Below are 19,761 nucleotides of genomic sequence, written 5' to 3'. Positions count from 1 at the left end.
CTGATATTTTAAAAAATAAAGATATGACTAATTCAATCTTAGAAATAACGGAAAGCGAATATTTAATCAAACTTAACAGGGGTAATTTTAACCTCTCGTTTATAAGGAGTTTGTTGAAAATGGTAGAGGTAGCAAATCCTTCAGAAGAAGATGATTTTGTTGCCCCTGAAAGGCACTTGTCGGCTAATCAGAACCATTCATCAGAGCCTGATTACTTCAGTTCGCTGGAAGAGAAGTAATTCTCAAGTTAAAAATCGCCACAAACAAAAAAGACGCCCCGGTTTTCGGAACGTCTATTTTTTTGTTTGGTAGATTTTTAGAATTGCCTGAACCCGCCTCTTACCACTTGTTGCTTATCCATCTGGGCCATTTGGGTCTTCATCATTTTTATCTGCTCGGTAAGCAATTTGTTTTTGTCGTCTTTCGCGGCTTCCTGCAAATACATCTGGGCTTCGCGTTTATTACGTTTAGCCATTGATATACCGGCAAGGCTTATTTTAGCCAATGCAATATTGTGCGACATTTTCATGCCTAACTGTAATGATTTCTTGAAGTATTTTTCAGATTTCAAAGGCGCTTTGCGCGATTCAACCAAACCAATTAACAGGTTATAATATCCCCATTGGGTTTTATTTAATTCCTTTTCGTAATCTTTAATTTTAAAAAGCCATAGCTCGGCCTTATCGCTTTGTTCCTTGCGCAAAAACCATTGCGATATAATCATGTTTTCATTAAAGAAAAAGCTAAGCAATACAATGCCGCCTAAAAGTAATACCAGGATACCCCACCACCATGAGCCTGTTGCGCAAAGCGCTACGGCTCCGCCAAAAAACACGCATGATATTATTAACCTAAAAATATTTGACATAATTTGTAATACAATAAATTGAGTGCAAATATCCGTTTATTTGCACGTTAAATCAACAACATAATTAATATTTATGGCGATAGATATGGAGCCTTCGTGGCTTAAAGTTTTAGAAGCTGAATTTGATAAAGAATACATGGTTAAACTAAGGCAATTCCTTAAACAAGAAAAGGAATCTGGCCAAATTGTTTACCCAAGAAATGCTGATATTTTCGCGGCCTTTAACAAAACACCTTTCGATAAGATAGAGGTTGTAATCCTTGGGCAGGACCCTTACCATGGCGCTAACCAGGCACATGGGCTTTCTTTTTCTGTTCAAAAGGGTATTCCTATCCCGCGTTCCTTACAAAACATCTATAAAGAGTTAATAACTGATATTCCTGGTTTCAAAATGCCGTTGCATGGTAATTTATCTGAATGGGCCGAGCAGGGAGTATTGCTATTGAATGCAAGCTTAACTGTACGGGCTGCAACAGCAGGCTCACATCAAAAACAAGGCTGGGAAACCTTTACTGATATGGTAATCAAAACAATTTCGGACAAAAAAGAAGGAATTGTATTTATACTTTGGGGAGCCTTTGCGCAGGCTAAGGCTGAGCTGATCGATCAAGAAAAGCATTTCATAATCAAATCGCCACACCCCTCACCATTTTCTGCCGACCGCGGCTTCTTTGGATCAAAACCATTTTCAAAAACAAATGAAATACTGCGAAAGGAAGGTAAGAAGGAGATTGATTGGCAAATCAGCCTCCTCTAAATCTCCCCCGGCAGGGGAGACTTTTTAAGCCCTCCCTACCGGGGAGGGTTGGGTGGGGTTTAGTATTCCAACGGAACTATCGGTTCCTTTTTGCTGGTTGACATGATCATCATGGTTTGGAAAGTTTTAACCACACTGATGCGGCTAATTTTTTCCATGATTAATTGTTCGTATGATTTAATGTCGCGTACATATACTTTTAACAGAAAATCACACTGCCCGGTTACGTGGTGACATTCTGTTACCTCCGGGATGTTCTGTATTTCATCAACAAAAGTTTGTATGGTGTTTTTCTGGTGAAAATCCAATGAGATCTGTATGAAAGTTTTGATTCCCAGGCCCAGTTTTTCTTCATCAACCAAAGCGTGGTAGCTTTTAATGTATTCAGCATTTTCCAGCTTGCGTACACGTTCTAAGGTAGGGGCGGGCGACAGTCCTATCTCGTTTGAAAGTTGAAGATTTGTAATACGTCCATTCTCCTGCAAAATCTTAAGGATTTGCAAATCTATTTTATCGAGTTCAGCTGCCATAATGGGTGCAAATATAGATTTTAGTTATCTCACAAAATAAAATTTTTTGAAAAAAGGTTTTCACGAAAGCATATTTTTTATTGTTAAAAATTTAGACTTGTCTAAATTTATTATTAGCTTTGCTTAAAATGAATACATTAGCCGAAGAAAACTACTTAAAATCTATCTATCATTTGTCGCTTAACAGTCAGAGTGTAAGCACAAACCAGTTGGCTGCTTTGTTAAATACCAAGGCCGCTTCGGTAACGGATATGCTTAAAAAACTGGCTGATAAACAGCTTATAAACTATGCCCGTTACCAGGGCGTGAGTTTATCCGCCGCCGGTGAAAAGATAGCCTTGCAAATTGTCCGTAAGCACCGCCTTTGGGAATATTTTTTGGTGGAAAAATTGAATTTTAAATGGGATGAGGTACATGAAATGGCCGAAGAGATGGAGCATATATCATCCATGGAATTGGTTAATCGCCTGGATAAGTTTATGAATTTCCCCAAGTATGATCCGCATGGCGACCCGATACCCGATAGCGATGGTAATTTTAAGGCGCATGAGCTTAAACCAATAGGCACTATTGAGGTTGGTGGAAGTGGGATTATTTCCGGAGTGCGTGATCATTCAGCAGGGTTTTTACAGTATCTCGAAAAACAACAACTCACCATAGGCAAAAAAATTAAAGTGACAGAAATTAATGAATACGATAACTCTATGATATTACAAGCTGACGATAAGAAAATACACATTAGCCGTGAGGTAGCCAACAATTTATTAATTGTAATATGAGCGATAATCACAACGAATCATTAGCCAATGTGCATAGCTCAGTATCAACCGAAAATAAAACCGGTTGGCGCAAGTTTTTGGCTTTTATTGGCCCGGCTTATTTAATTAGCGTTGGTTATATGGACCCGGGTAACTGGGCTACGGATATAGCGGGCGGTAGCGCTTTTGGTTACCGGTTGATATGGATATTGTTTGTATCAAATCTGATTGCGTTGCTGTTGCAGTCATTAAGTGCGAGGCTGGGTATAGTGCGCGGTATGGACCTTGCGCAGGCATCAAAACATACCTACAATCGCTTTATAAATTTTTGCCTGTACATATTGGCTCAAATAGCCATTATAGCCTGTGATCTGGCCGAAATTATTGGTATGGCGATAGGTTTAAACCTGCTATTCCATTTGCCATTGATATGGGGTGTATCGCTTACCATAACCGATACGGTGCTGATGCTTTTCCTGATGAACAAAGGCATGCGCAAGCTGGAAGGCTTCATTATTTCTATGATATTTATCATCGGGATATCGTTTCTGGTCGAAATGTTTATCGTAAAACCTGATGTGGTAGCAATTGCCAAAGGTTTTATGCCCAACATGTTGAGTGGTGATGCCCTATACCTGGCTATAGGTATAATTGGCGCAACAGTGATGCCGCATAACCTGTATCTGCACTCGTCATTAGTGCAAACGCGTAAGATAACCCGTACCGATGAGGGAATACGATCTGCAATTAGGTTTAATGTTTTTGATACCGTTATAGCGCTTAACGTGGCCTTTGTTATAAATGCCGCCATTTTGATATTAGCCGCGAGCGCGTTTTTTACTAACGGATTTTTTAAAGTTGCCGAAATTCAGGATGCCTATAAACTGCTTGAACACATATTCGGGTCATTAGCGCCGGTATTGTTTGCCGTCGCGTTGATTGCATCAGGCCAAAGTTCAACCATCACGGGCACACTTGCCGGGCAGATTATTATGGAGGGCCACATCAATTTGCGTATTGAACCCTGGCTTCGCCGTTTGCTTACGCGATTGATGGCTATTGTTCCGGCTGTGTTTACTATACTTTATTATGGGGAAACGGGCTTGGGGAATTTGATTATATTGAGTCAGGTGGTTTTAAGCTTGCAATTGGGTTTTGCGGTGGTTCCGTTGATTCATTTTACTTCTGATAAAAAGAAGATGGGCAAATTCGCCATCGACCTAAAAACAAAAATATTAGCATGGGCTTGCGCGATAATTATTATAGGCCTAAACGCCCAATTGGTTGTCCAACAACTTGGCGAGTGGGTACATGCATCTCATTCAGCGGCAATGTGGATACACTTTTTGGTTGAACCTGTAATATTTGCAGTGGTAGCGTTGATGCTGTATGTACTTTTACGGCCGTTGTTATTTAAACATAAGGATCAACCTACTTACATACCGCATGGCCTGGCAACCGTTATCGACGAGCTCGATGCCGTTAAATACCATCACATTGCGGTGAGTATTGATTTTTCGCAGAATGATACAGAATCTATAAGGCATGCGATAATGCAAGGTGGCAAGCATGCGGTGTACACGCTGATACATGTGGTTGAAACTGCCGGAGCAAGGTATTATGGTAATGAGGTATTAGACCAGGAAACACAAAGTGATGTAGATAATTTACAACGATATGTGGATGCCATGAAGAAGCTACATTACAATGCCAACGCACAAATTGGTTACGGTTCCCCGGCCACGGCTATAGCTGATATTGTGAGAAAAGAGGGGGTAGATTTTATAGTGATGGGGTCGCATGGGCATAAGGCCATTAAAGATTTACTTTTTGGTACTACGGTTAATAAAGTGCGCCACCGGGTTCAGGTACCAGTACTGATAGTTAAGGCAGGAGGAAAATAATTCGCATATTTGCAGTATAATGAGCGACGATAAGATCTACATAAAGAATAAGAAAGCCTATTTTGAATATATCATACTGGATAAATACGTTGCCGGTATAAAACTGTTGGGTACCGAAATAAAATCAATACGCGATGGTAAAGCCAATGTGAATGATGCTTTCTGCACTTTTATTAACGGTCAGCTTTATGTGCGTAACCTGCATATTGCGGAGTATTCATTCGGCTCATTTTATAATCACGAAGCCAAACGCGATCGTGTTTTATTGCTGAATAAAAAGGAATTAAAAAAACTACTTACAAGGGGAGAAGAAAAAGGCTTAACCATAGTACCATTAGCTTTATTTATTAGCGAACGCGGTTTTGCCAAGCTTGAAATAGGTTTAGCCCAAGGTAAAAAGACCTTCGATAAGCGCGAAACCATGAAAGAACGGGATGTTAAGGTTGAAATGGATAGGGCGATGAAAAGGTAATCTCTATTCTTTCCCTCTTGTCATTCTGAGCGCAGCGAAGAATCTGTACGGTGTAAACTACTTTACAGATTCTTCGCTATGCTCAGAATGACAAAAAATTTATTAGAAAATATGACGTTACCACGCATTCTCACCCTTCAGCGGTACAAACCTGAATGTATCTAATACATGCTTCTCATAATCATGCTCGCCGGTTTTTAATATGGTAACCATTTTTTGCTGAGACTCATCACCTACAGGGATAACGATAATTCCACCAATAGCCAGTTGCTTTAATAATTCCTCGGGTACTGTGGGAGCACCTGCAGTCACAATAATTTTGTTATACGGCGCATGTCCGGCTATGCCCCTTGATCCGTCACCTAAAAAGAAATTGGGTTTATAGCCCAGGTATGGTAGCACTTGTTTGGTGTGTTCATATAAGGTTTTCTGGCGCTCAATGGTATAAACCTTAGCGCCCAGTTTCATTAATATGCAGGTTTGGTATCCGCAGCCTGTACCAATTTCCAATACCTTATCATCTTTGCGGATGTGCAAAAGCTCGGTTTGGTAAGCAACAGTATAGGGCTGAGATATAGTTTGCCCAGCACCAATGGGGAAGGCAATATCTTTATAAGCTTGGTTCCAAAAGGTCTCATCAAAAAAATAATGGCGCTGCATGGAGCCGATGGCGGTTAATACATTCTCATCTTCGATACCCTTCTTTCTTAAAACCTCAACCAGTTTCTTTCTTGCCCCTTGTTCGCGGTAATTATCGATGTACTTGTATGCCATTGCATGGCTAATTTACTAGTATTTTTAGGATTTAGCTAATGACTTTAATGTAGATAAAATTAAGATGATGTAATTAAGGCTGTTAAATTATCAACAGTTAGTAAGGATCGACATCTGGCTGAACAATGCTTCCCTTACTCAATTTTGTGGTCTGAAATTGAGTAATAACGTCTCTGATTATAGCCTTAGCTTTATTAATAGAAACTGCATCCTTTTCAAACTTTAACAGGATGGATTGGATATAATAATTCCGTATCCGGCTAACCAAAGGTGGTTGCGGCCCGATAACTCGTTCGCCGAAATGTTTGCGGAGTTCATTACCCAAATATTGCGCCTGGTTATATAGTACTTCAGGTTGTTTATGCTTTATATCTAAATTGATGATGCGCGAAAAAGGTGGGTAACTAAAGCTTTTACGCTCGCTCATTTCGGTAAAGTAGAGGTCGGCATAATCATTTTCTATTACCTGTTTTATTACGCGATGGTTCGGGTCGTAAGTTTGGATAACTACCTTGCCCTGTTTGCCACGCCTACCAGCCCTGCCGCTTACTTGCGCCAGCATTTGGAAACTGCGCTCGTTAGCTCGATAATCCGGGAATTTGAGCAAGCTATCCGCATTGATAATACCGATAACGGTAACATCCGCAAAATCCAAACCCTTAGCCACCATTTGGGTGCCTACTAAAATATCTATCTTCTTTTCCTCCAGATTATTAAGAATGGTTTGCAATGAGTTTTTGGATCGGGTAGTATCCAAATCCATACGGGCTATTCGGGCCTCGGGCAATATCAGGCTTAATTCGTCCTCTATTTTTTCGGTGCCAAAGCCTTTATACTCCAAATGTGTTGATCCGCATGCCGGGCAAATAGATGGCGAATCCTCTCTATAACCACAATAATGGCAATGCAGTTTTCCGCTGCTTTTATGGTAGGTGAGGCTAACATCGCAATTAACACACTTAGGCGTGTATGCGCATGTTTTACACATTAAAACTGGCGCATATCCACGGCGGTTTTGAAACAGGATCACCTGCTCCTTATTGGCTAAAGCCTGTTGGATATCGGCAATCAACACACTGGTAAAGTGCGATTGTATAGTTTTCTTTTTGGTTTCTTCGGCGATGCTGACGATTTCAACCAGGGGCATTTCTACACCTCCAAAACGCTCGGTTAGTTCAACAAAACCATATTTATGTGTGCGGGCATTGTAATAGCTCTCAAACGATGGCGTAGCCGAGCCAAGTAAAACCTTACCCGCATGCATATTTGCTAAAAAAATAGCCGCATCGCGGGCATTGTATCGCGGAGCCGGATCGTATTGTTTGTAAGATGTTTCGTGTTCCTCATCAACAATAATCAACCCCAGGTCATTAAAAGGTAGAAATACAGATGAGCGTGCACCTAAAACCACTTTATACTCGTGGTTCAATACTTTTTGCCAAACCTCAACCCGCTCGCTATCATTAAACCGAGAGTGGTATACGCCAATATCTGCACCGAAATACATGCGCAAACGTTCAATTATATGCGTAGTTAGGGCTATTTCGGGCAATAAATAAAGTACTTGTCTGCCAGAGTTGATCATCTCCTCAATCAACCTGATATAAAGCTGCGTTTTGCCGGATGAGGTAACGCCATGCAATAAAACCACATCTTTTTCACCAAATTGGTCGCTTATACTTTGCAGGCCGGATTGCTGTTGCTCACTTAGTTCAAAATTCCCTATGGCCTCTTCTTCCTCGTAATATAAACGACTAACATTTTTATATTCCGGGATGAAGATTTCTTTTTCAATCAAACTTTTAATACTGGCATCGCCCGCACCGCTTTCTTCGATTAGCTCACTCTTCGAAATGCTTTTTTGTTGACGGGATAATTTCAGATAGGCCAGTACTGCATCAGCCTGTTTAGGCGCCCTTTTCTCCAGTATAGCAAATAATTCCTGTCGTTGATCGGGATTATTATAGATAGGGTTAAGCGTGATGAAAGTCCGCCGGCGTGGTTTGTAACGCTCGCTTACTTCTTCGGATATATTGATGATGTTCTTTTCAAAAAGGATCTTCAGTAAAGGCATCACCTGCTTTTGACCAAGCAGCTTAACAATATCGCTTACTGTTAATTCCGGTTGAATTTCAAGCGCTTCAACAATTAAAAACTCTTTATCATGTAAAGTCGACTTATCGAACTCAAAATCCTTATTTAACACGATCTTGGTTTCGCTGGCCAGTTTTAATGCTGATGGGAGGGCGGCGTTCATGACTTCACCCAGATTGCACATGTAGTAATCGGCTATCCAGTGCCAAAAGTGGAGTTGTTCGTGCGTTACAACTGGTTTATCATCCAAAATCTCTACCAAATACTTGGCTTCGTACTTTTCAGGAGGTTGTGTGCCGATACCGGCGATGATGGCCGTATATAATTTGCTTTTGCCGAATTGTACCACGGCCCGTTTGCCTATAGCTACGCTATCATTTAGTTCAAATGGTACGCGGTAGGTATAGTTTTTGGCTATAGCTAAGGGCAGTATCACTTCAACAAAAAGCGTTTTACGGTCGGAGTATCCGGCTTCGGCAAATTCTAACATTAGGCGGTTTTATTTCTGTAGGCGGCCATGGCAAGGGTTATCCAGCCAATAATAAACAGTAAGCCACCTAGCGGAGTAACCGGGCCAACCCATGGCAGCCAGCTCCATCCTAACAGATCGCGGCAGGCTAACATGTATAATGAACCCGAAAAAAACACAATACCGAAAGTAAATAGATAATAACTGGTACTAATTAAGCTATTTTTGGTACGTGCAAACGTTGACAGGAACAATAACGCGAAAACATGGTAAAACTGGTATTGTACTGCTGTATGCCAAACTTCGAGTTTGTCGGCATCCAGGTAAGGCTTTAAACCATGAGCGCCAAATGCCCCTGCTATAACGGCAAGTAAACCAAAAATCGAAGCGGTAATAATTATTCGTTTATTCATCATCATGATAAAAGGCTAAGTTAACCAAATGATAGGATTAGTTTATTGACCGTTGGTAAAAATCATAAATTGCACGTATAAACTATTATGAAGAAACAGATAATAACCACTATAATTTTATTGATAGCTACGGCGGCTATTACGGTGGTGTATTTTAAAAATCTGAATCCGCCGGGCTCCAACACCAGCAGGGTAATGGCCGCCATACCCGATAATGCTGCGGTGATATTTCAGTTTACCAACGAGAAGAGTTTCTACGATATTTTTAACGGCAATACGTTATTGGAATCAGTAACCGGTAAAAATCAAATAGCTGATATTGATACTGTACGCGATGTGTTGCTCGGTAATCCATTAATTGCCAAATACTTTAACGGGCAGAGTTTGTTTATTTCGTTACATACGCTTAAAGATAATGGAGTTGATCTGTTGCTCACCCTATCTGCCGGTAAAGGTTTTGATGAAGGACTGATAGGCCAACTATCCGCAGAAAAAAACAGCGGATTGATTGTTAACCCGTTGCATGCGCAAGGAGCTAAAGGTTACAGCATTTACTTTAATTCCATTAAAAAACGGTTTTATGTGGTTGATAAAGGGGAAGGCATTTTCGCCGGAAGTTTCTCCGAAGAATTGGCAGAACTTAGTGCCCAAACCAAATTTAAAGGTAATAAGCATGATTTTGTGTTGTTATCCGAACAACAAAACGCCAATTCGCTGGCTAATTTATATGTGAATTATGAGCAGTTAACGCCGTTGTTTAGCAAGCTCTTTGTAAACAATACTGATATATTCAGGAGTTTTAAGCTGTTATCCGCCAATGCAGTTTTGAGCTTGAATTATAAGAGTGACGCATTCATGTTCAGCGGCATATCAACATTACAAAAAGGCTCTTTCACTTATCTGGATATTTTTACCAGTCAGCAACCGGTTGTGAATCATTTAAAGGATATATTCCCTGCCACTACAGCTTACAGCACTAATTTGTCAGTTTCTGATCCGCTGAAATTTGGGGCAGATCTTTACCAATATCATGTAAAAGCCGGGATACAAAAAGAGCAGGATTCACTTTTTAAAAAGATTAAGGCCGAAGCCGGGATAAGTTTGAGAACAGAATTTAATAACTTATTAGGAAACGAGTTTGCCATTGTAACTACACGTTACGAAGAAAAATATGCCATAATATCAGTTAAGGATGGATCAAAACTGTTGCCTTTTATGACTAACATCAGCAACATGGTTACTGGTAATATGGGGCAATTCAAGTATAGTAAATTGCCTTTCTTTTTATTGGGAGATGCTTTTGGGATCTTGAAAAAACCTTATTTTATGATACTGGATAACTACCTGATACTGGCCACCAGTCAAAAGGAATTAAGCAGTTATTCTGATACTTACCTCAACCGTAAATTTTTAAGTAAAACCGATGCGTATAACCAGTTTTATGATCTGCTGTCTGAACGAAGCAATGTGGCATTTTTTATCAATTTTAAAAATTCTCAGCAGCTATTAAAAAGGGATATGAACCCGGATGTTTATAGTTCTTTTGAAAATAATAACCCGGGATGGAAAAGCTTTTATGGAGCATCATACCAGTTATCATCGGCTGATGAAAATTTTTACACTAACTTCTGTATGCGGCTAAACAATGTTGATACCACAGCCGTAAACAATGAATTTCAGTAAAACCTGTTGTTAACAAAAAGATAACAACGGGTTTTGCCATATTTTTAGCTTTCTAATGCAATTTGTTGGCAAGCATAATTTATCTTTAGTGAGAATTGATTTAGGGTTAGTATATGAAGAGATTTCTAATAGTTTTTTTCTTGCTGTTTTCCGCTTCCGGGGCGTTCGCCCAGGAATTTTCGCAATATAATACAGGTACGCTCTACGATTCATTTGAAAATCCTTCCCAGAAATCATTTACTCCAGATACTAGTCGTAGCTACGCGTTTAACTTTTTTGTCCCAAATTTTGATGCTAATTTCACCTTGACAGGGGACGCTCAGCAAACGCTAAAAAATCGTTATATAAACGATAATTATAATAATTCAGCCTTACAAATAGGCTCTGGCAATAAGTACAATAACGTTAATGTTAACGCCAATGCTTATTCTATCATGTTTAAAGCCTTCAGTAGTTTTGATGGTGATGTTGAATTAGGCTTTTTTGTTGATACCAAGCTTGATGGTCGTGGTGCATTTACTGATGAAAGTATAGCCTTATTAAATGGCTCGGCAAATTTCCCGAATAACGCTTACAACAATATATTTAATTCTCGTTATAGCTACCAACTATATAACGAAGTAGGTGCCACTTATCGCGAGCAGGTAACAAAACAGCTTGCTTTTGGCCTAAAAGTAGGCCTGGTATCGGGTATGAGCGCGCAGAATGTTCATATCGATCAATCAAGCATTACTTTTGATAAAGCAGCTGATTCAGCAACATTACGGCTGCAAGGCACCGAACAAAAGGCTGGATTTAGTAAGCTGCCATTTAGTAACCCCGGTATTGATGTAAGTATTGGTACCACTTATCGTACTCCTGATGCGTTTATTATACAAACCAATCTAAAAAACCTGGGGTTTATTCACTGGAATAAGTATGCTGAAACTTATGATTTTAGCGGTGAAACAGGTATATATGATCTTACCTCTGCTAAGAGGGAAACCAATGTGTATGATGCTGTTAACGATAAAGTTACAGGTGGAAAAGTTATCAAAGGCTCATATAATACACCATTAGATGGTAGGTTTGAATTAAGCGGTTCAAAATCCTTTTTACTGAGTGATGAGGAAACAGATTTAAGATATGCGCCCACCCTTATTTTATCCAAAGAGTTGTTTTATAGTGGTTTTACCACGGCTTTGGTTAGCCCAATACAATATCAGAATTATTCATTTACACTGGTTACCAGTTATGAAGACAAGCTTTTTAAACTAGGTACCCAGTTTATGGTCAAATCGCATAATGCGGAATTTTTTATCGCGAGTAGCCAGCTGCCACAAACTGCAGATGCAACAGCTATTGCGCTTAAGAGCCACAGCCAGATAGATAAAACGGGTGCATTTACAGGCGCTGATATATCGATAGGGTTCTCCATGAAATTCGGCCCGGTGATTGAACACCCGATGAATGCGAGCCACATACCAATGGGCGAAGAAAAAGGATTTTTAGGTAGGCTATGGGATAAATTATTTAAACCGAGCGACGATAAAGCGATGTCTGAATAAATTAAGCTTTCTTTTTTCCGGCGATAAAATCCTTTAAATAGTAGGGCTCAAAGTAGGCCACATCCTCAAAATCTTTTGCTGCAAATTTTTCTGTAGCTTTTTTAGTAAGATAGCTTGCGGAGTTGGCAAAACTTTCTAAAAACAATGCGTTAGGGTTATTTAATGTTTCGCGGCATTTCTCGGCACCATCACCAAAAAATAAAATCTTATTGCTACTTAACAAGTCAGCAAAGCTGTTTTCATCGATGATCTCCGCGGTAGTGGGATTAATTCGTTCTGCTTTAGTATTAAAAATAGCAGTATACACCTCCATGCGACGGGCATCAATCATGGGGCAAAGCAAGGTGGCGCCGGTAGCTAATTCGCTTTCACTTATCGCGCCATAGGCCATTGATTCTAATGTTTCAATAGCGATAAGTGGTTTATCCAGCGCATAGCATAAGCCTTTAGCGGTTGATACGCCTATACGCAAGCCGGTATAAGAACCAGGTCCGCAACTTACAGCTATAGCATCCAGGTCGTTGTATTGGGTGCCGGTTGTGGTAAGTAATTCTTCAATATACAAAGTGATAACCTCAGCATGTATATTGCGCTGATCCATCTGTTTAACAGTCAATACCTCGCCATCCTTCGACAAAGCAACAGAGCAAACGGTAGTGGCGGTTTCTATTTGTAAAATCATTTGTTAGTATCGAGTATTTAGTATCAAGTAGCTAGTACTTAATTAAGCGCTTTTTGAATTTCAACTTTTTAACTTAATCCGGTACCGGATCATGCCCGTGGCCTCCCCAGGGGTTGCAACTGGCAATGCGTTTCAAAGTTAACCATCCGCCCTTAAAAGCGCCATGTTTTTTGATAGCTTCTACCCCATATTGCGAACAGGTAGGGGTATAGCGACAAGAAGCGCCTGTCATAGGCGATATAAAGTATTGATATATCTTTATCAGCACCAGGAAGATACCGCCTAAAATAGCTTTAAATAAGTTGTAGATGAGCATCATTTGGCCAGTTCCTCGCTTAACTGTTTTAATAGCTTGAGCATTTTTTTGTCGAAAAGCTCATAAGATTCTATCTGCTTGCCAATGTAACCTATGGAAATGATGATTTTTTTATTGGCGACTGCAAGCAATTCGTACAAATGCTGCTGTTTGTTGAGGCGATAGGCTTCGCGCAGACGGCGTTTTACCTGGTTTCGATCAACCGCGTGTTTATAACGCCGTTTGGAAACAGAAATTAATAGCTGGGCAGGGACTGTTTGTGACGCATCATCAACCAGAAGCCATGACGCCTTGAAGGGATAGCACAAAAAAGAAGAACCCTTATGAAAAAGCTCGTCAATAAGCTTTTTATTACATAAACGTTCTTCTTTTTTAAAAGTATACATATTTTGCTGATGCGGAGCCGAAAATTAAGCAAATAACGGCTCAAATTCCTATAAAGGAAATTGCAACCAGCTTATGCTTTATGACGACCTTCGTCAGATACTGACAGTCTTTTTCTACCTTTAGCTCTTCTAGCTGCTAATATTCTTCTGCCGTTAGCTGATGCCATACGCTCACGGAAACCGTGTTTATTTCTTCTTTTTCTTTGAGAAGGCTGGAAAGTTCTTTTCATGATTATTTTATTCTATCGTTGTTTAAAAAAACAAGAGCGCAAATGTAGTAATTAAAGTTAAAAGTTAAAAGCGGAATTTGAAATTAGTTAAGAGATTGTTTTATATAACTTGTCATTCTGAGCATAGCGAAGAATCTATCCGTTATATATAGCGCAAATGCCCATCGATAGATTCTTCGCTATGCTCAGAATGACAAGGGGAATTACTCAAACCACGCCATTACTACCTCTTTTACAGGCATATCTATATTCAGCTTTAGTTTCTTACGCATTCCGCCAAGGTCATTAAATACTTTGTTGGGATTGGCCGCTTTTAGTTCTTCAACGGTGTTGAAGCCCATTTTATTTAATACAGGCACCCATTCCGGCGGTACACCAATATTTACAAAATCGTCAAGGGTAGCAATTTTTGATTTTTTCTCCGGGCGCATCTGCGGGAAGAATAATACTTCCTGTATGGTGCTTTGGTTGGTCATCATCATCACTAAACGATCGATACCTATACCCAGGCCTGATGTTGGCGGCATACCATATTCCAACGCGCGTAAAAAGTCATCATCCATCGCCATTGCCTCATCATCCCCACGACCTGCTAATAATAGCTGGTCCTCAAAGCGCTCACGCTGGTCTATAGGGTCGTTTAATTCCGAGTAGGCGTTAGCTATCTCCTTGCCGTTTACAAACAGCTCAAAGCGCTCTACAAGGCCTTCTTTGCTGCGATGCTTTTTGGCAAGCGGAGTCATCTCGATAGGGTAGTCGGTTATATAGGTTGGCTGTATCAGATTAACCTCCACTTTTGCGCCGAATATCTCGTCAATCAATTTACCTTTACCCATGCTTTCATTGGTTTCAATACCCAAATCGGCACAAGTTTCACGCAGGCCTGCTTCATCCATTTCAGATACATCAATCCCGGTATATTTCAAGATTGAATCATACATGGATAGTTTTACATATGGTCCTGCGAAATTGATCTCGTTAGCGCCATATTGCACTACCGGGATGCCATGTATAGCACGGGTTACATGCTCAAGGCATTTCTCCACCATTTCCATCATCCATATATAGTCCTTGTAGGCCACATATATTTCTACCGAGGTAAATTCCGGATTATGTGTGCGGTCCATGCCCTCATTACGGAACATCTTACCAAACTCGTATACGCCGTCAAATCCGGCAACTATCAGTCGTTTTAAATAAAGTTCGTTGGCTATGCGTAAAAACAACGGCATATCCAGTGTATTATGATGTGTAGCGAATGGCCTTGCCGCCGCACCACCATGCACAGGTTGTAGTATTGGTGTTTCCACTTCCATCCAACCTTCGCTGTTAAAATAATCGCGCATACTGCTAATCACTTTTGAGCGGTTGATGAAGATCTGTTTAAAATCTGGGTTAACGGTCAAATCCACATAACGTTGGCGGTAACGTTGCTCAGGGTCGGTGAACCCATCGTGGATATTACCTTCCTCGTCGCGTTTCACAACCGGAAGTGGTTTTAATGATTTCGACAAAACGAATAATTGCTGTACGTGTACAGAAATTTCGCCGGTTTGGGTTAGGAAAACATAACCTTTAACGCCGATGTAATCACCAATATCTAATAACTTTTTGAATACGGTATTGTATAATGTCTTATCCTCATCAGGGCAAATATCATCACGTTTTAAATAGATCTGGATGCGGCCTGTTGAATCCTGTAACTCAGCAAACGAGGCGCTGCCCATAATGCGGCGTGTCATGATACGGCCGGCAAGGGTTACATGCTGGTAAGTATCAGGGCTGGCTTCAAAGTTTTCGGTTATATCCTTTGCCCATGCGGTCACATCAAAAGCTTCGGCAGGGTATGGGTTGATACCCAAATTGCGAAGCTGTTGTAATGATTCGCGGCGTAAAATTTCCTGTTCGGATAGTGCAATACTCATATTTTTATCAAAGTTGCAAAAATAGCGTTTTTTTAGATATGGTGCGATGTGTTTGTAAACAAGCTATTTATTAACAAATGCGAAGATTCAGCTGGGTGTAATATGTACACTTAGTGCTAAATTTTGTATCGCGATTAATTAAAAAACTGTATTTTTACACATCTTATCCAACGTAGGATATTGCTCCCGGAATATTAAATACAAAGCGTATGACTCCCATTCAGAATACGGACATCGGCACAAAACAAAAAGCTTTAGCTATAAATCTCGACCCTCAAATTTATGGGTCATTTGCCGAAATAGGTGCAGGGCAGGATGTTGCAGCCAATTTTTTTAAAGCAGGTGCCGCAGCGGGAACAGTAGCAAAAACCATGTCGGCCTACGACATGATTTTTTCTGATGCTATTTATGGAGCGCAACAAAGTCGCCGTTATGTGAGCGAACCTCGCTTAATATCGATGCTTGAGCGTGAATATGGCCTTTTAATTGAACGCCTTGCCGAGCAACGCGGTAGTACCACCACCTTTTTTGCGTTTTCGGATACCATGTCGGCGCTTAATTATCATAAAACAAATGATGGTCACGGTTGGATGGGCGTACGGTTCCAGTTAGAGCCAAATGGTGAGTATAATGATGTGGTACTACACGTAAAGCTGTTGGATAATGACAATAATTTACAACAACAAGCGGTAGGCACTTTAGGCGTAAACCTGATTTACGCCTGTTTCTATTACCACGATAATCCGCCTTTGTTTTTGCTATCACTGATGGACGAGCTGTCAAAAGATCGTTTGCAGATAGATATGATACGCTTTGAAGGCCCTAACTTTACTAAGGTAGATAACAGGCTGATGAGCCTTCACCTGGTGAAATATGGTTTCTCAGATGCTGCGGTATTTGGTCCGGATGGCAAGAACCAGCAGCCATCTGAGGTATTGTATAAAAAGCACATAGTGGTGATCCGTGGGCGTTTTCGTCCGATTATTAATGTGCATTTGGATATGTTGAGTACCGGCGTAAAGCAGTTTATGCAGGAACCCGATGTTGATCCCAAAAACGTAGTGGTGATCACCGAGCTCACCCTGCAATCCCTGAAAGAGCGCAATGCCGATGAGTCCGCCGAGATCGACGAAAAGGATTTCCTGGATAGGGTAGATATTCTTTGCTCGCTTGGGCAAACAGTATTGATCTCAAATTTTCACGAGTATTATAAACTGGTGTCCTATCTGTCCAAGATCACTATCCTGAAATTGGGTGTGGTTTTAGGCTATCCTAACTTAGAATACATCTTCTCCGAAGAACACTATAAAGAGCTTCCCGGCGGTATTTTGGAGTCCTTTGCCACGCTGTTTAGCCGTAAGGTGAAGCTGTTCATCTACCCAACCCTGCGTGATGGCGTGATCTGGAATTGCCTGCGCTTTAACCCGCCTGCGCACTTGATCGACTTATATCGCTACCTGATCGCCAACAATAAGATAGAGGATATTCACCATTACAATGAGAATAACCTGCATGTGCAAACTGACATTGTACTGCAACTGATCAAACAAGGCGTTGAGGGCTGGGAGCAATATGTACCCGCCGATGTTGCCGCTATGATTAAAGAGCGTAAGCTATTTGGCTATACTTTTAATGCTGATGCAAGTAAAGAGCAGGTGCTAACCGCATCGAGCGAAGACAACGATATTTAACTGCGCTGCACCACGGTACAAGTGAAACAGATGGTACATTTGGTACACTTTTTAGCGATTTTATGCCCTAAAAGCACTAAAAAAGTGGGTTTTTAGGTGTTAAAAATGTTCGGAAAAGTGTGACTTTAGACTGATTTTCCTCAAAAAATGTCCTGAAAATGCCTGTTTTTGATCGGAAATAGCCCGAAAAATTCCTAAAAATGATAGTTTTTATACTTGTTAGAATTAAAAATCGAGCAAATTCCATCGTCTTTTTCCCGTTATTTGTAGTATGTATTATTCCGATACTGAAACCGTCATTCCCAAATTTCAACTGGAACCTGATATCCTCACCGGCAATAAAATGCTCCGGATGGATAAGGTGGATTGCAGCATGAGCATGGTGCGGTCGGATTTTTTGCAACCACACCGTAAGGATTATTACTTTTTTTGCCTGGTAAGGCAGGGGAGCAGCAGGCATTGGATCGACATGACGCCTTATACGCTAAAACCCGATACTTTTTACTTCACCGTACCACACCAGGTGCAGCTAAAAGAAGAAGCTGAACCACTCACAGGTATGATAATGGCTTTTACCGAAGAGTTTTTGGCCTTAGAGGGCAATAGCTCATTAAAACAATTACCTGTCATTCAAAACAAGTATAACGGGCATGAGATTAGTTTGAATACTGATGATGTAGTTTTCATCGAAGACATCCTGGAGAAAATGTATGCCGAGTACATCGCCCAAAACAACTGGCAGCATAGCATGATGATGGCCTATATACAAGTGCTGATGATCTACCTAAGCAGGCTGTACACCGGGCAGTACAGCAATGCCGCGCAAACGCCCGACAGGCTGATGCTGAAAAAATACCTCTCCAAAATAGAGGAATCTTATACTCAAACCCACGAGGTAACCGCTTACGCCGATATGCTCAACATCTCCGCCGGGCACTTGAGCGAAGTGGTTAAGGAGCAAAGCGGCAAGCCTGCTATCACCCACGTACACGAGCGCTTGATCCTCGAAGCCAAAAGATTACTTTTCCATACTGAGCATTCTATTAAGGAAATCGCTTTTCAGTTGGGTTTTGAGGATGCTTCTTACTTTAACAGGTTCTTTAAACGGTTGGCAAAACACACGCCGATGGAGTATCGTACCACCATCCGTGAAATGTACCAGTGAAACCTTTAGGAGTGCACTCTCACCGCTAACATACCGGCTACCTTTGTGTTGTAATAAATAACATACAGCACATATGAAAAAAGTATTGATAACAGGAGCCAACAAAAGCATTGGCTTTGAAGCAACCCGCCAATTATTAAAACAAGGATATTTTGTTTACTTAGGTGCCCGTGATTTAGCGAAAGGCGAAGAAGCCGTTGCCAAATTAAAAACCGAGGGACTAATCAATGTTAAAGCTATCCAGATTGATGTAACCAACCCCGCATCTATCGAAGCCGCAAGCAAGCAGATCGATTCGCTTGATGTATTAATCAACAATGCGGGCATCAGTGGTGGCATCCCGCAAACTGCTTTAGCAACCACCACTGATACCATCCGTGAAGTATTTGATACTAATTTCTTCGGCGTGATCAACGTGACTAAAGCATTTTTAGATACATTGAAGAAATCAGCTGAGCCAAGGATCGTAAACGTAACCTCCGGCTTAGGTTCGCTTACCCTACATGCCGACCCAAGTTGGAAGTACTACAAAGTAAAAAGTGCTGCCTATGGCCCGTCAAAATCGGCATTGAATGCCTATACTATTGTGTTGGCTTATGAGCTGCAAGATACAGCCTTCAAAGTAAACGCTGTCGACCCCGGTTATACCGCAACCGACTTCAACCATCACAGCGGCCCCGGCACGGTAGAAGATGCAGCCGCAAGAGTAGTCAAATATGCCACTATCGACCAAAACGGCCCAACCGGCGGTTTCTTCAGTGATGACAATAATCCGGAAACCGGGGTTAGCCCGTGGTAGTAAATTGTCATTCTGAGGAACGAAGAATCTGGAAAGTAGTTTACACTGTACAGATTCTTCGTTCCTCAGAATGACAATTCTGTTTTATATCCAGCATTGCCATAAACGTTGCCAGTCTTATGAAGTTTCAAAAACTTCTTAAGGCTTTTACATACCTTCCCCTCTTTCCGCCGCAGGCGAAGAGAGGGTGGTCGAGCGCAGCAAGACCGGGTGAGTCAACGAAGCGCGCAAAAGTCTAAAAATAGGTTGGGCGTTGCCTCCGGCCCGTGCTATCCGCTCATACTACACAGGCCTTAGT

20 protein-coding genes are annotated in these 19,761 nt (G+C 41.0%); 10 read left to right on the top strand and 10 right to left on the bottom strand.

All coding sequences use genetic code 11. The features are described 5' to 3' along the window. Positions 1-23 precede the first annotated feature (23 nt). A complete protein-coding gene (locus tag GSQ74_RS10600) occupies positions 24-239 on the top strand; it encodes a hypothetical protein (protein WP_158992995.1) in 216 nt (71 codons plus the stop codon). Between the two features lie 77 nt (positions 240-316). Here GSQ74_RS10600 and GSQ74_RS10595 read toward each other — a convergent pair whose 3' ends face one another. Then, complete coding sequence (locus GSQ74_RS10595; RefSeq protein ID WP_158992993.1) at positions 317-868, bottom strand: DUF2892 domain-containing protein; 552 nt, start codon at positions 866-868, stop codon at positions 317-319. 73 nt (positions 869-941) lie between these two features. On the opposite strand from GSQ74_RS10595, the gene ung reads away from it, so the two are divergent. After that, the gene (gene ung, locus GSQ74_RS10590) at positions 942-1,625 is read left to right on the top strand and encodes a uracil-DNA glycosylase (RefSeq protein WP_158992991.1); all 684 of its coding nucleotides are present in this window, start codon (positions 942-944) and stop codon (positions 1,623-1,625) included. A gap of 59 nt (positions 1,626-1,684) precedes the next feature. Here ung and GSQ74_RS10585 read toward each other — a convergent pair whose 3' ends face one another. Beyond that, complete coding sequence (locus tag GSQ74_RS10585; RefSeq protein WP_158992989.1) at positions 1,685-2,155, bottom strand: Lrp/AsnC family transcriptional regulator; 471 nt, start codon at positions 2,153-2,155, stop codon at positions 1,685-1,687. Between the two features lie 128 nt (positions 2,156-2,283). Here GSQ74_RS10585 and GSQ74_RS10580 point away from each other — a divergent pair, with 128 nt between their 5' ends. Genes GSQ74_RS10580 through smpB form a run of 3 tightly spaced genes read left to right on the top strand, consistent with a single transcriptional unit; the run spans position 2,284 to position 5,289 of the window. Further along, positions 2,284-2,934 (top strand): metal-dependent transcriptional regulator, encoded by a 651-nt coding sequence (locus GSQ74_RS10580; protein ID WP_158992987.1) that lies wholly within the window; start codon positions 2,284-2,286, stop codon positions 2,932-2,934. Then, positions 2,931-4,817, top strand: coding sequence for an Nramp family divalent metal transporter (locus GSQ74_RS10575; RefSeq protein ID WP_158992985.1), 1,887 nt, complete (start codon positions 2,931-2,933; stop codon positions 4,815-4,817). Before GSQ74_RS10580 ends, GSQ74_RS10575 begins: the two co-directional genes overlap by 4 nt. Before the next feature lie 19 nt (positions 4,818-4,836). Beyond that, positions 4,837-5,289, top strand: coding sequence for an SsrA-binding protein SmpB (gene smpB, locus GSQ74_RS10570; RefSeq protein ID WP_158992983.1), 453 nt, complete (start codon positions 4,837-4,839; stop codon positions 5,287-5,289). A 117-nt stretch (positions 5,290-5,406) separates the two neighbouring features. Here smpB and GSQ74_RS10565 read toward each other — a convergent pair whose 3' ends face one another. The 3 genes from GSQ74_RS10565 to GSQ74_RS10555 form a co-directional block, all read right to left on the bottom strand. Next, complete coding sequence (locus GSQ74_RS10565; RefSeq protein ID WP_158992981.1) at positions 5,407-6,063, bottom strand: protein-L-isoaspartate(D-aspartate) O-methyltransferase; 657 nt, start codon at positions 6,061-6,063, stop codon at positions 5,407-5,409. A 97-nt stretch (positions 6,064-6,160) separates the two neighbouring features. Continuing rightward, positions 6,161-8,647 (bottom strand): primosomal protein N', encoded by a 2,487-nt coding sequence (gene priA, locus GSQ74_RS10560; RefSeq protein ID WP_158992979.1) that lies wholly within the window; start codon positions 8,645-8,647, stop codon positions 6,161-6,163. Next, positions 8,647-9,039, bottom strand: a complete 393-nt coding sequence (locus tag GSQ74_RS10555; RefSeq protein ID WP_158993151.1) for a DUF423 domain-containing protein — start codon at positions 9,037-9,039, stop codon at positions 8,647-8,649. Before GSQ74_RS10555 ends, priA begins: the two co-directional genes overlap by 1 nt. An 87-nt stretch (positions 9,040-9,126) precedes the next feature. On the opposite strand from GSQ74_RS10555, the gene GSQ74_RS10550 reads away from it, so the two are divergent. Continuing rightward, a complete protein-coding gene (locus tag GSQ74_RS10550) occupies positions 9,127-10,722 on the top strand; it encodes a hypothetical protein (RefSeq protein WP_158992977.1) in 1,596 nt (531 codons plus the stop codon). 113 nt (positions 10,723-10,835) lie between these two features. After that, positions 10,836-12,269, top strand: a complete 1,434-nt coding sequence (locus GSQ74_RS10545; protein WP_158992975.1) for a DUF5723 family protein — start codon at positions 10,836-10,838, stop codon at positions 12,267-12,269. Between the two features lies 1 nt (position 12,270). Here the strand turns inward: GSQ74_RS10545 and tsaB are convergent, their stop codons facing one another. The 5 genes from tsaB to lysS form a co-directional block, all read right to left on the bottom strand. Next, on the bottom strand, positions 12,271-12,951 hold the full coding sequence (gene tsaB, locus GSQ74_RS10540) for a tRNA (adenosine(37)-N6)-threonylcarbamoyltransferase complex dimerization subunit type 1 TsaB (protein WP_158992973.1): 681 nt from the start codon (positions 12,949-12,951) through the stop codon (positions 12,271-12,273). Positions 12,952-13,024: 73 nt separating this feature from the next. Next, positions 13,025-13,270: a membrane protein insertion efficiency factor YidD gene (gene yidD, locus GSQ74_RS10535; protein ID WP_158992971.1), complete on the bottom strand. Its 246-nt coding sequence runs from the start codon at positions 13,268-13,270 to the stop codon at positions 13,025-13,027. Next, positions 13,267-13,653 (bottom strand): ribonuclease P protein component, encoded by a 387-nt coding sequence (gene rnpA / locus GSQ74_RS10530; protein ID WP_158992969.1) that lies wholly within the window; start codon positions 13,651-13,653, stop codon positions 13,267-13,269. The genes yidD and rnpA overlap by 4 nt, the downstream gene beginning before the upstream one ends. Before the next feature lie 71 nt (positions 13,654-13,724). After that, a complete protein-coding gene (gene rpmH / locus GSQ74_RS10525; RefSeq protein WP_158992967.1) occupies positions 13,725-13,883 on the bottom strand; it encodes a 50S ribosomal protein L34 in 159 nt (52 codons plus the stop codon). A 203-nt stretch (positions 13,884-14,086) separates the two neighbouring features. Continuing rightward, positions 14,087-15,808, bottom strand: a complete 1,722-nt coding sequence (lysS, locus tag GSQ74_RS10520) for a lysine--tRNA ligase (protein ID WP_158992965.1) — start codon at positions 15,806-15,808, stop codon at positions 14,087-14,089. 209 nt (positions 15,809-16,017) lie between these two features. Between lysS and GSQ74_RS10515 the strand changes: the two genes are divergently transcribed. The 3 genes from GSQ74_RS10515 to GSQ74_RS10505 all read left to right on the top strand — a co-directional run bounded on the left by GSQ74_RS10515 (position 16,018) and on the right by GSQ74_RS10505 (position 19,463). After that, complete coding sequence (locus tag GSQ74_RS10515; RefSeq protein WP_158992963.1) at positions 16,018-17,499, top strand: TonB-dependent receptor; 1,482 nt, start codon at positions 16,018-16,020, stop codon at positions 17,497-17,499. A 271-nt stretch (positions 17,500-17,770) separates the two neighbouring features. Further along, positions 17,771-18,664: a helix-turn-helix domain-containing protein gene (locus tag GSQ74_RS10510; RefSeq protein WP_158992961.1), complete on the top strand. Its 894-nt coding sequence runs from the start codon at positions 17,771-17,773 to the stop codon at positions 18,662-18,664. Between the two features lie 73 nt (positions 18,665-18,737). Then, a complete protein-coding gene (locus tag GSQ74_RS10505; protein WP_158992959.1) occupies positions 18,738-19,463 on the top strand; it encodes an SDR family oxidoreductase in 726 nt (241 codons plus the stop codon). The last annotated feature ends 298 nt before the right edge of the window (positions 19,464-19,761 follow it).

This window comes from Mucilaginibacter sp. L196, assembly GCF_009765905.1.
GTDB lineage: Bacteria > Bacteroidota > Bacteroidia > Sphingobacteriales > Sphingobacteriaceae > Mucilaginibacter.
Note: the sequence above shows the minus strand (reverse complement) of the source record. Positions and strands in the feature narration are given on the sequence as shown.

What these genes read in the sequence shown, in the direction of transcription:
- GSQ74_RS10600 (WP_158992995.1), top strand. Translation starts at nt 24, where the DNA reads ATGACTAATTCAATCTTAGAAATAACGGAAAGCGAATATTTAATCAAA.
- GSQ74_RS10595 (WP_158992993.1), bottom strand. Translation starts at nt 868, where the DNA reads ATGTCAAATATTTTTAGGTTAATAATATCATGCGTGTTTTTTGGCGGA.
- ung (WP_158992991.1), top strand. Translation starts at nt 942, where the DNA reads ATGGCGATAGATATGGAGCCTTCGTGGCTTAAAGTTTTAGAAGCTGAA.
- GSQ74_RS10585 (WP_158992989.1), bottom strand. Translation starts at nt 2,155, where the DNA reads ATGGCAGCTGAACTCGATAAAATAGATTTGCAAATCCTTAAGATTTTG.
- GSQ74_RS10580 (WP_158992987.1), top strand. Translation starts at nt 2,284, where the DNA reads ATGAATACATTAGCCGAAGAAAACTACTTAAAATCTATCTATCATTTG.
- GSQ74_RS10575 (WP_158992985.1), top strand. Translation starts at nt 2,931, where the DNA reads ATGAGCGATAATCACAACGAATCATTAGCCAATGTGCATAGCTCAGTA.
- smpB (WP_158992983.1), top strand. Translation starts at nt 4,837, where the DNA reads ATGAGCGACGATAAGATCTACATAAAGAATAAGAAAGCCTATTTTGAA.
- GSQ74_RS10565 (WP_158992981.1), bottom strand. Translation starts at nt 6,063, where the DNA reads ATGGCATACAAGTACATCGATAATTACCGCGAACAAGGGGCAAGAAAG.
- priA (WP_158992979.1), bottom strand. Translation starts at nt 8,647, where the DNA reads ATGTTAGAATTTGCCGAAGCCGGATACTCCGACCGTAAAACGCTTTTT.
- GSQ74_RS10555 (WP_158993151.1), bottom strand. Translation starts at nt 9,039, where the DNA reads ATGAATAAACGAATAATTATTACCGCTTCGATTTTTGGTTTACTTGCC.
- GSQ74_RS10550 (WP_158992977.1), top strand. Translation starts at nt 9,127, where the DNA reads ATGAAGAAACAGATAATAACCACTATAATTTTATTGATAGCTACGGCG.
- GSQ74_RS10545 (WP_158992975.1), top strand. Translation starts at nt 10,836, where the DNA reads ATGAAGAGATTTCTAATAGTTTTTTTCTTGCTGTTTTCCGCTTCCGGG.
- tsaB (WP_158992973.1), bottom strand. Translation starts at nt 12,951, where the DNA reads ATGATTTTACAAATAGAAACCGCCACTACCGTTTGCTCTGTTGCTTTG.
- yidD (WP_158992971.1), bottom strand. Translation starts at nt 13,270, where the DNA reads ATGATGCTCATCTACAACTTATTTAAAGCTATTTTAGGCGGTATCTTC.
- rnpA (WP_158992969.1), bottom strand. Translation starts at nt 13,653, where the DNA reads ATGTATACTTTTAAAAAAGAAGAACGTTTATGTAATAAAAAGCTTATT.
- rpmH (WP_158992967.1), bottom strand. Translation starts at nt 13,883, where the DNA reads ATGAAAAGAACTTTCCAGCCTTCTCAAAGAAAAAGAAGAAATAAACAC.
- lysS (WP_158992965.1), bottom strand. Translation starts at nt 15,808, where the DNA reads ATGAGTATTGCACTATCCGAACAGGAAATTTTACGCCGCGAATCATTA.
- GSQ74_RS10515 (WP_158992963.1), top strand. Translation starts at nt 16,018, where the DNA reads ATGACTCCCATTCAGAATACGGACATCGGCACAAAACAAAAAGCTTTA.
- GSQ74_RS10510 (WP_158992961.1), top strand. Translation starts at nt 17,771, where the DNA reads ATGTATTATTCCGATACTGAAACCGTCATTCCCAAATTTCAACTGGAA.
- GSQ74_RS10505 (WP_158992959.1), top strand. Translation starts at nt 18,738, where the DNA reads ATGAAAAAAGTATTGATAACAGGAGCCAACAAAAGCATTGGCTTTGAA.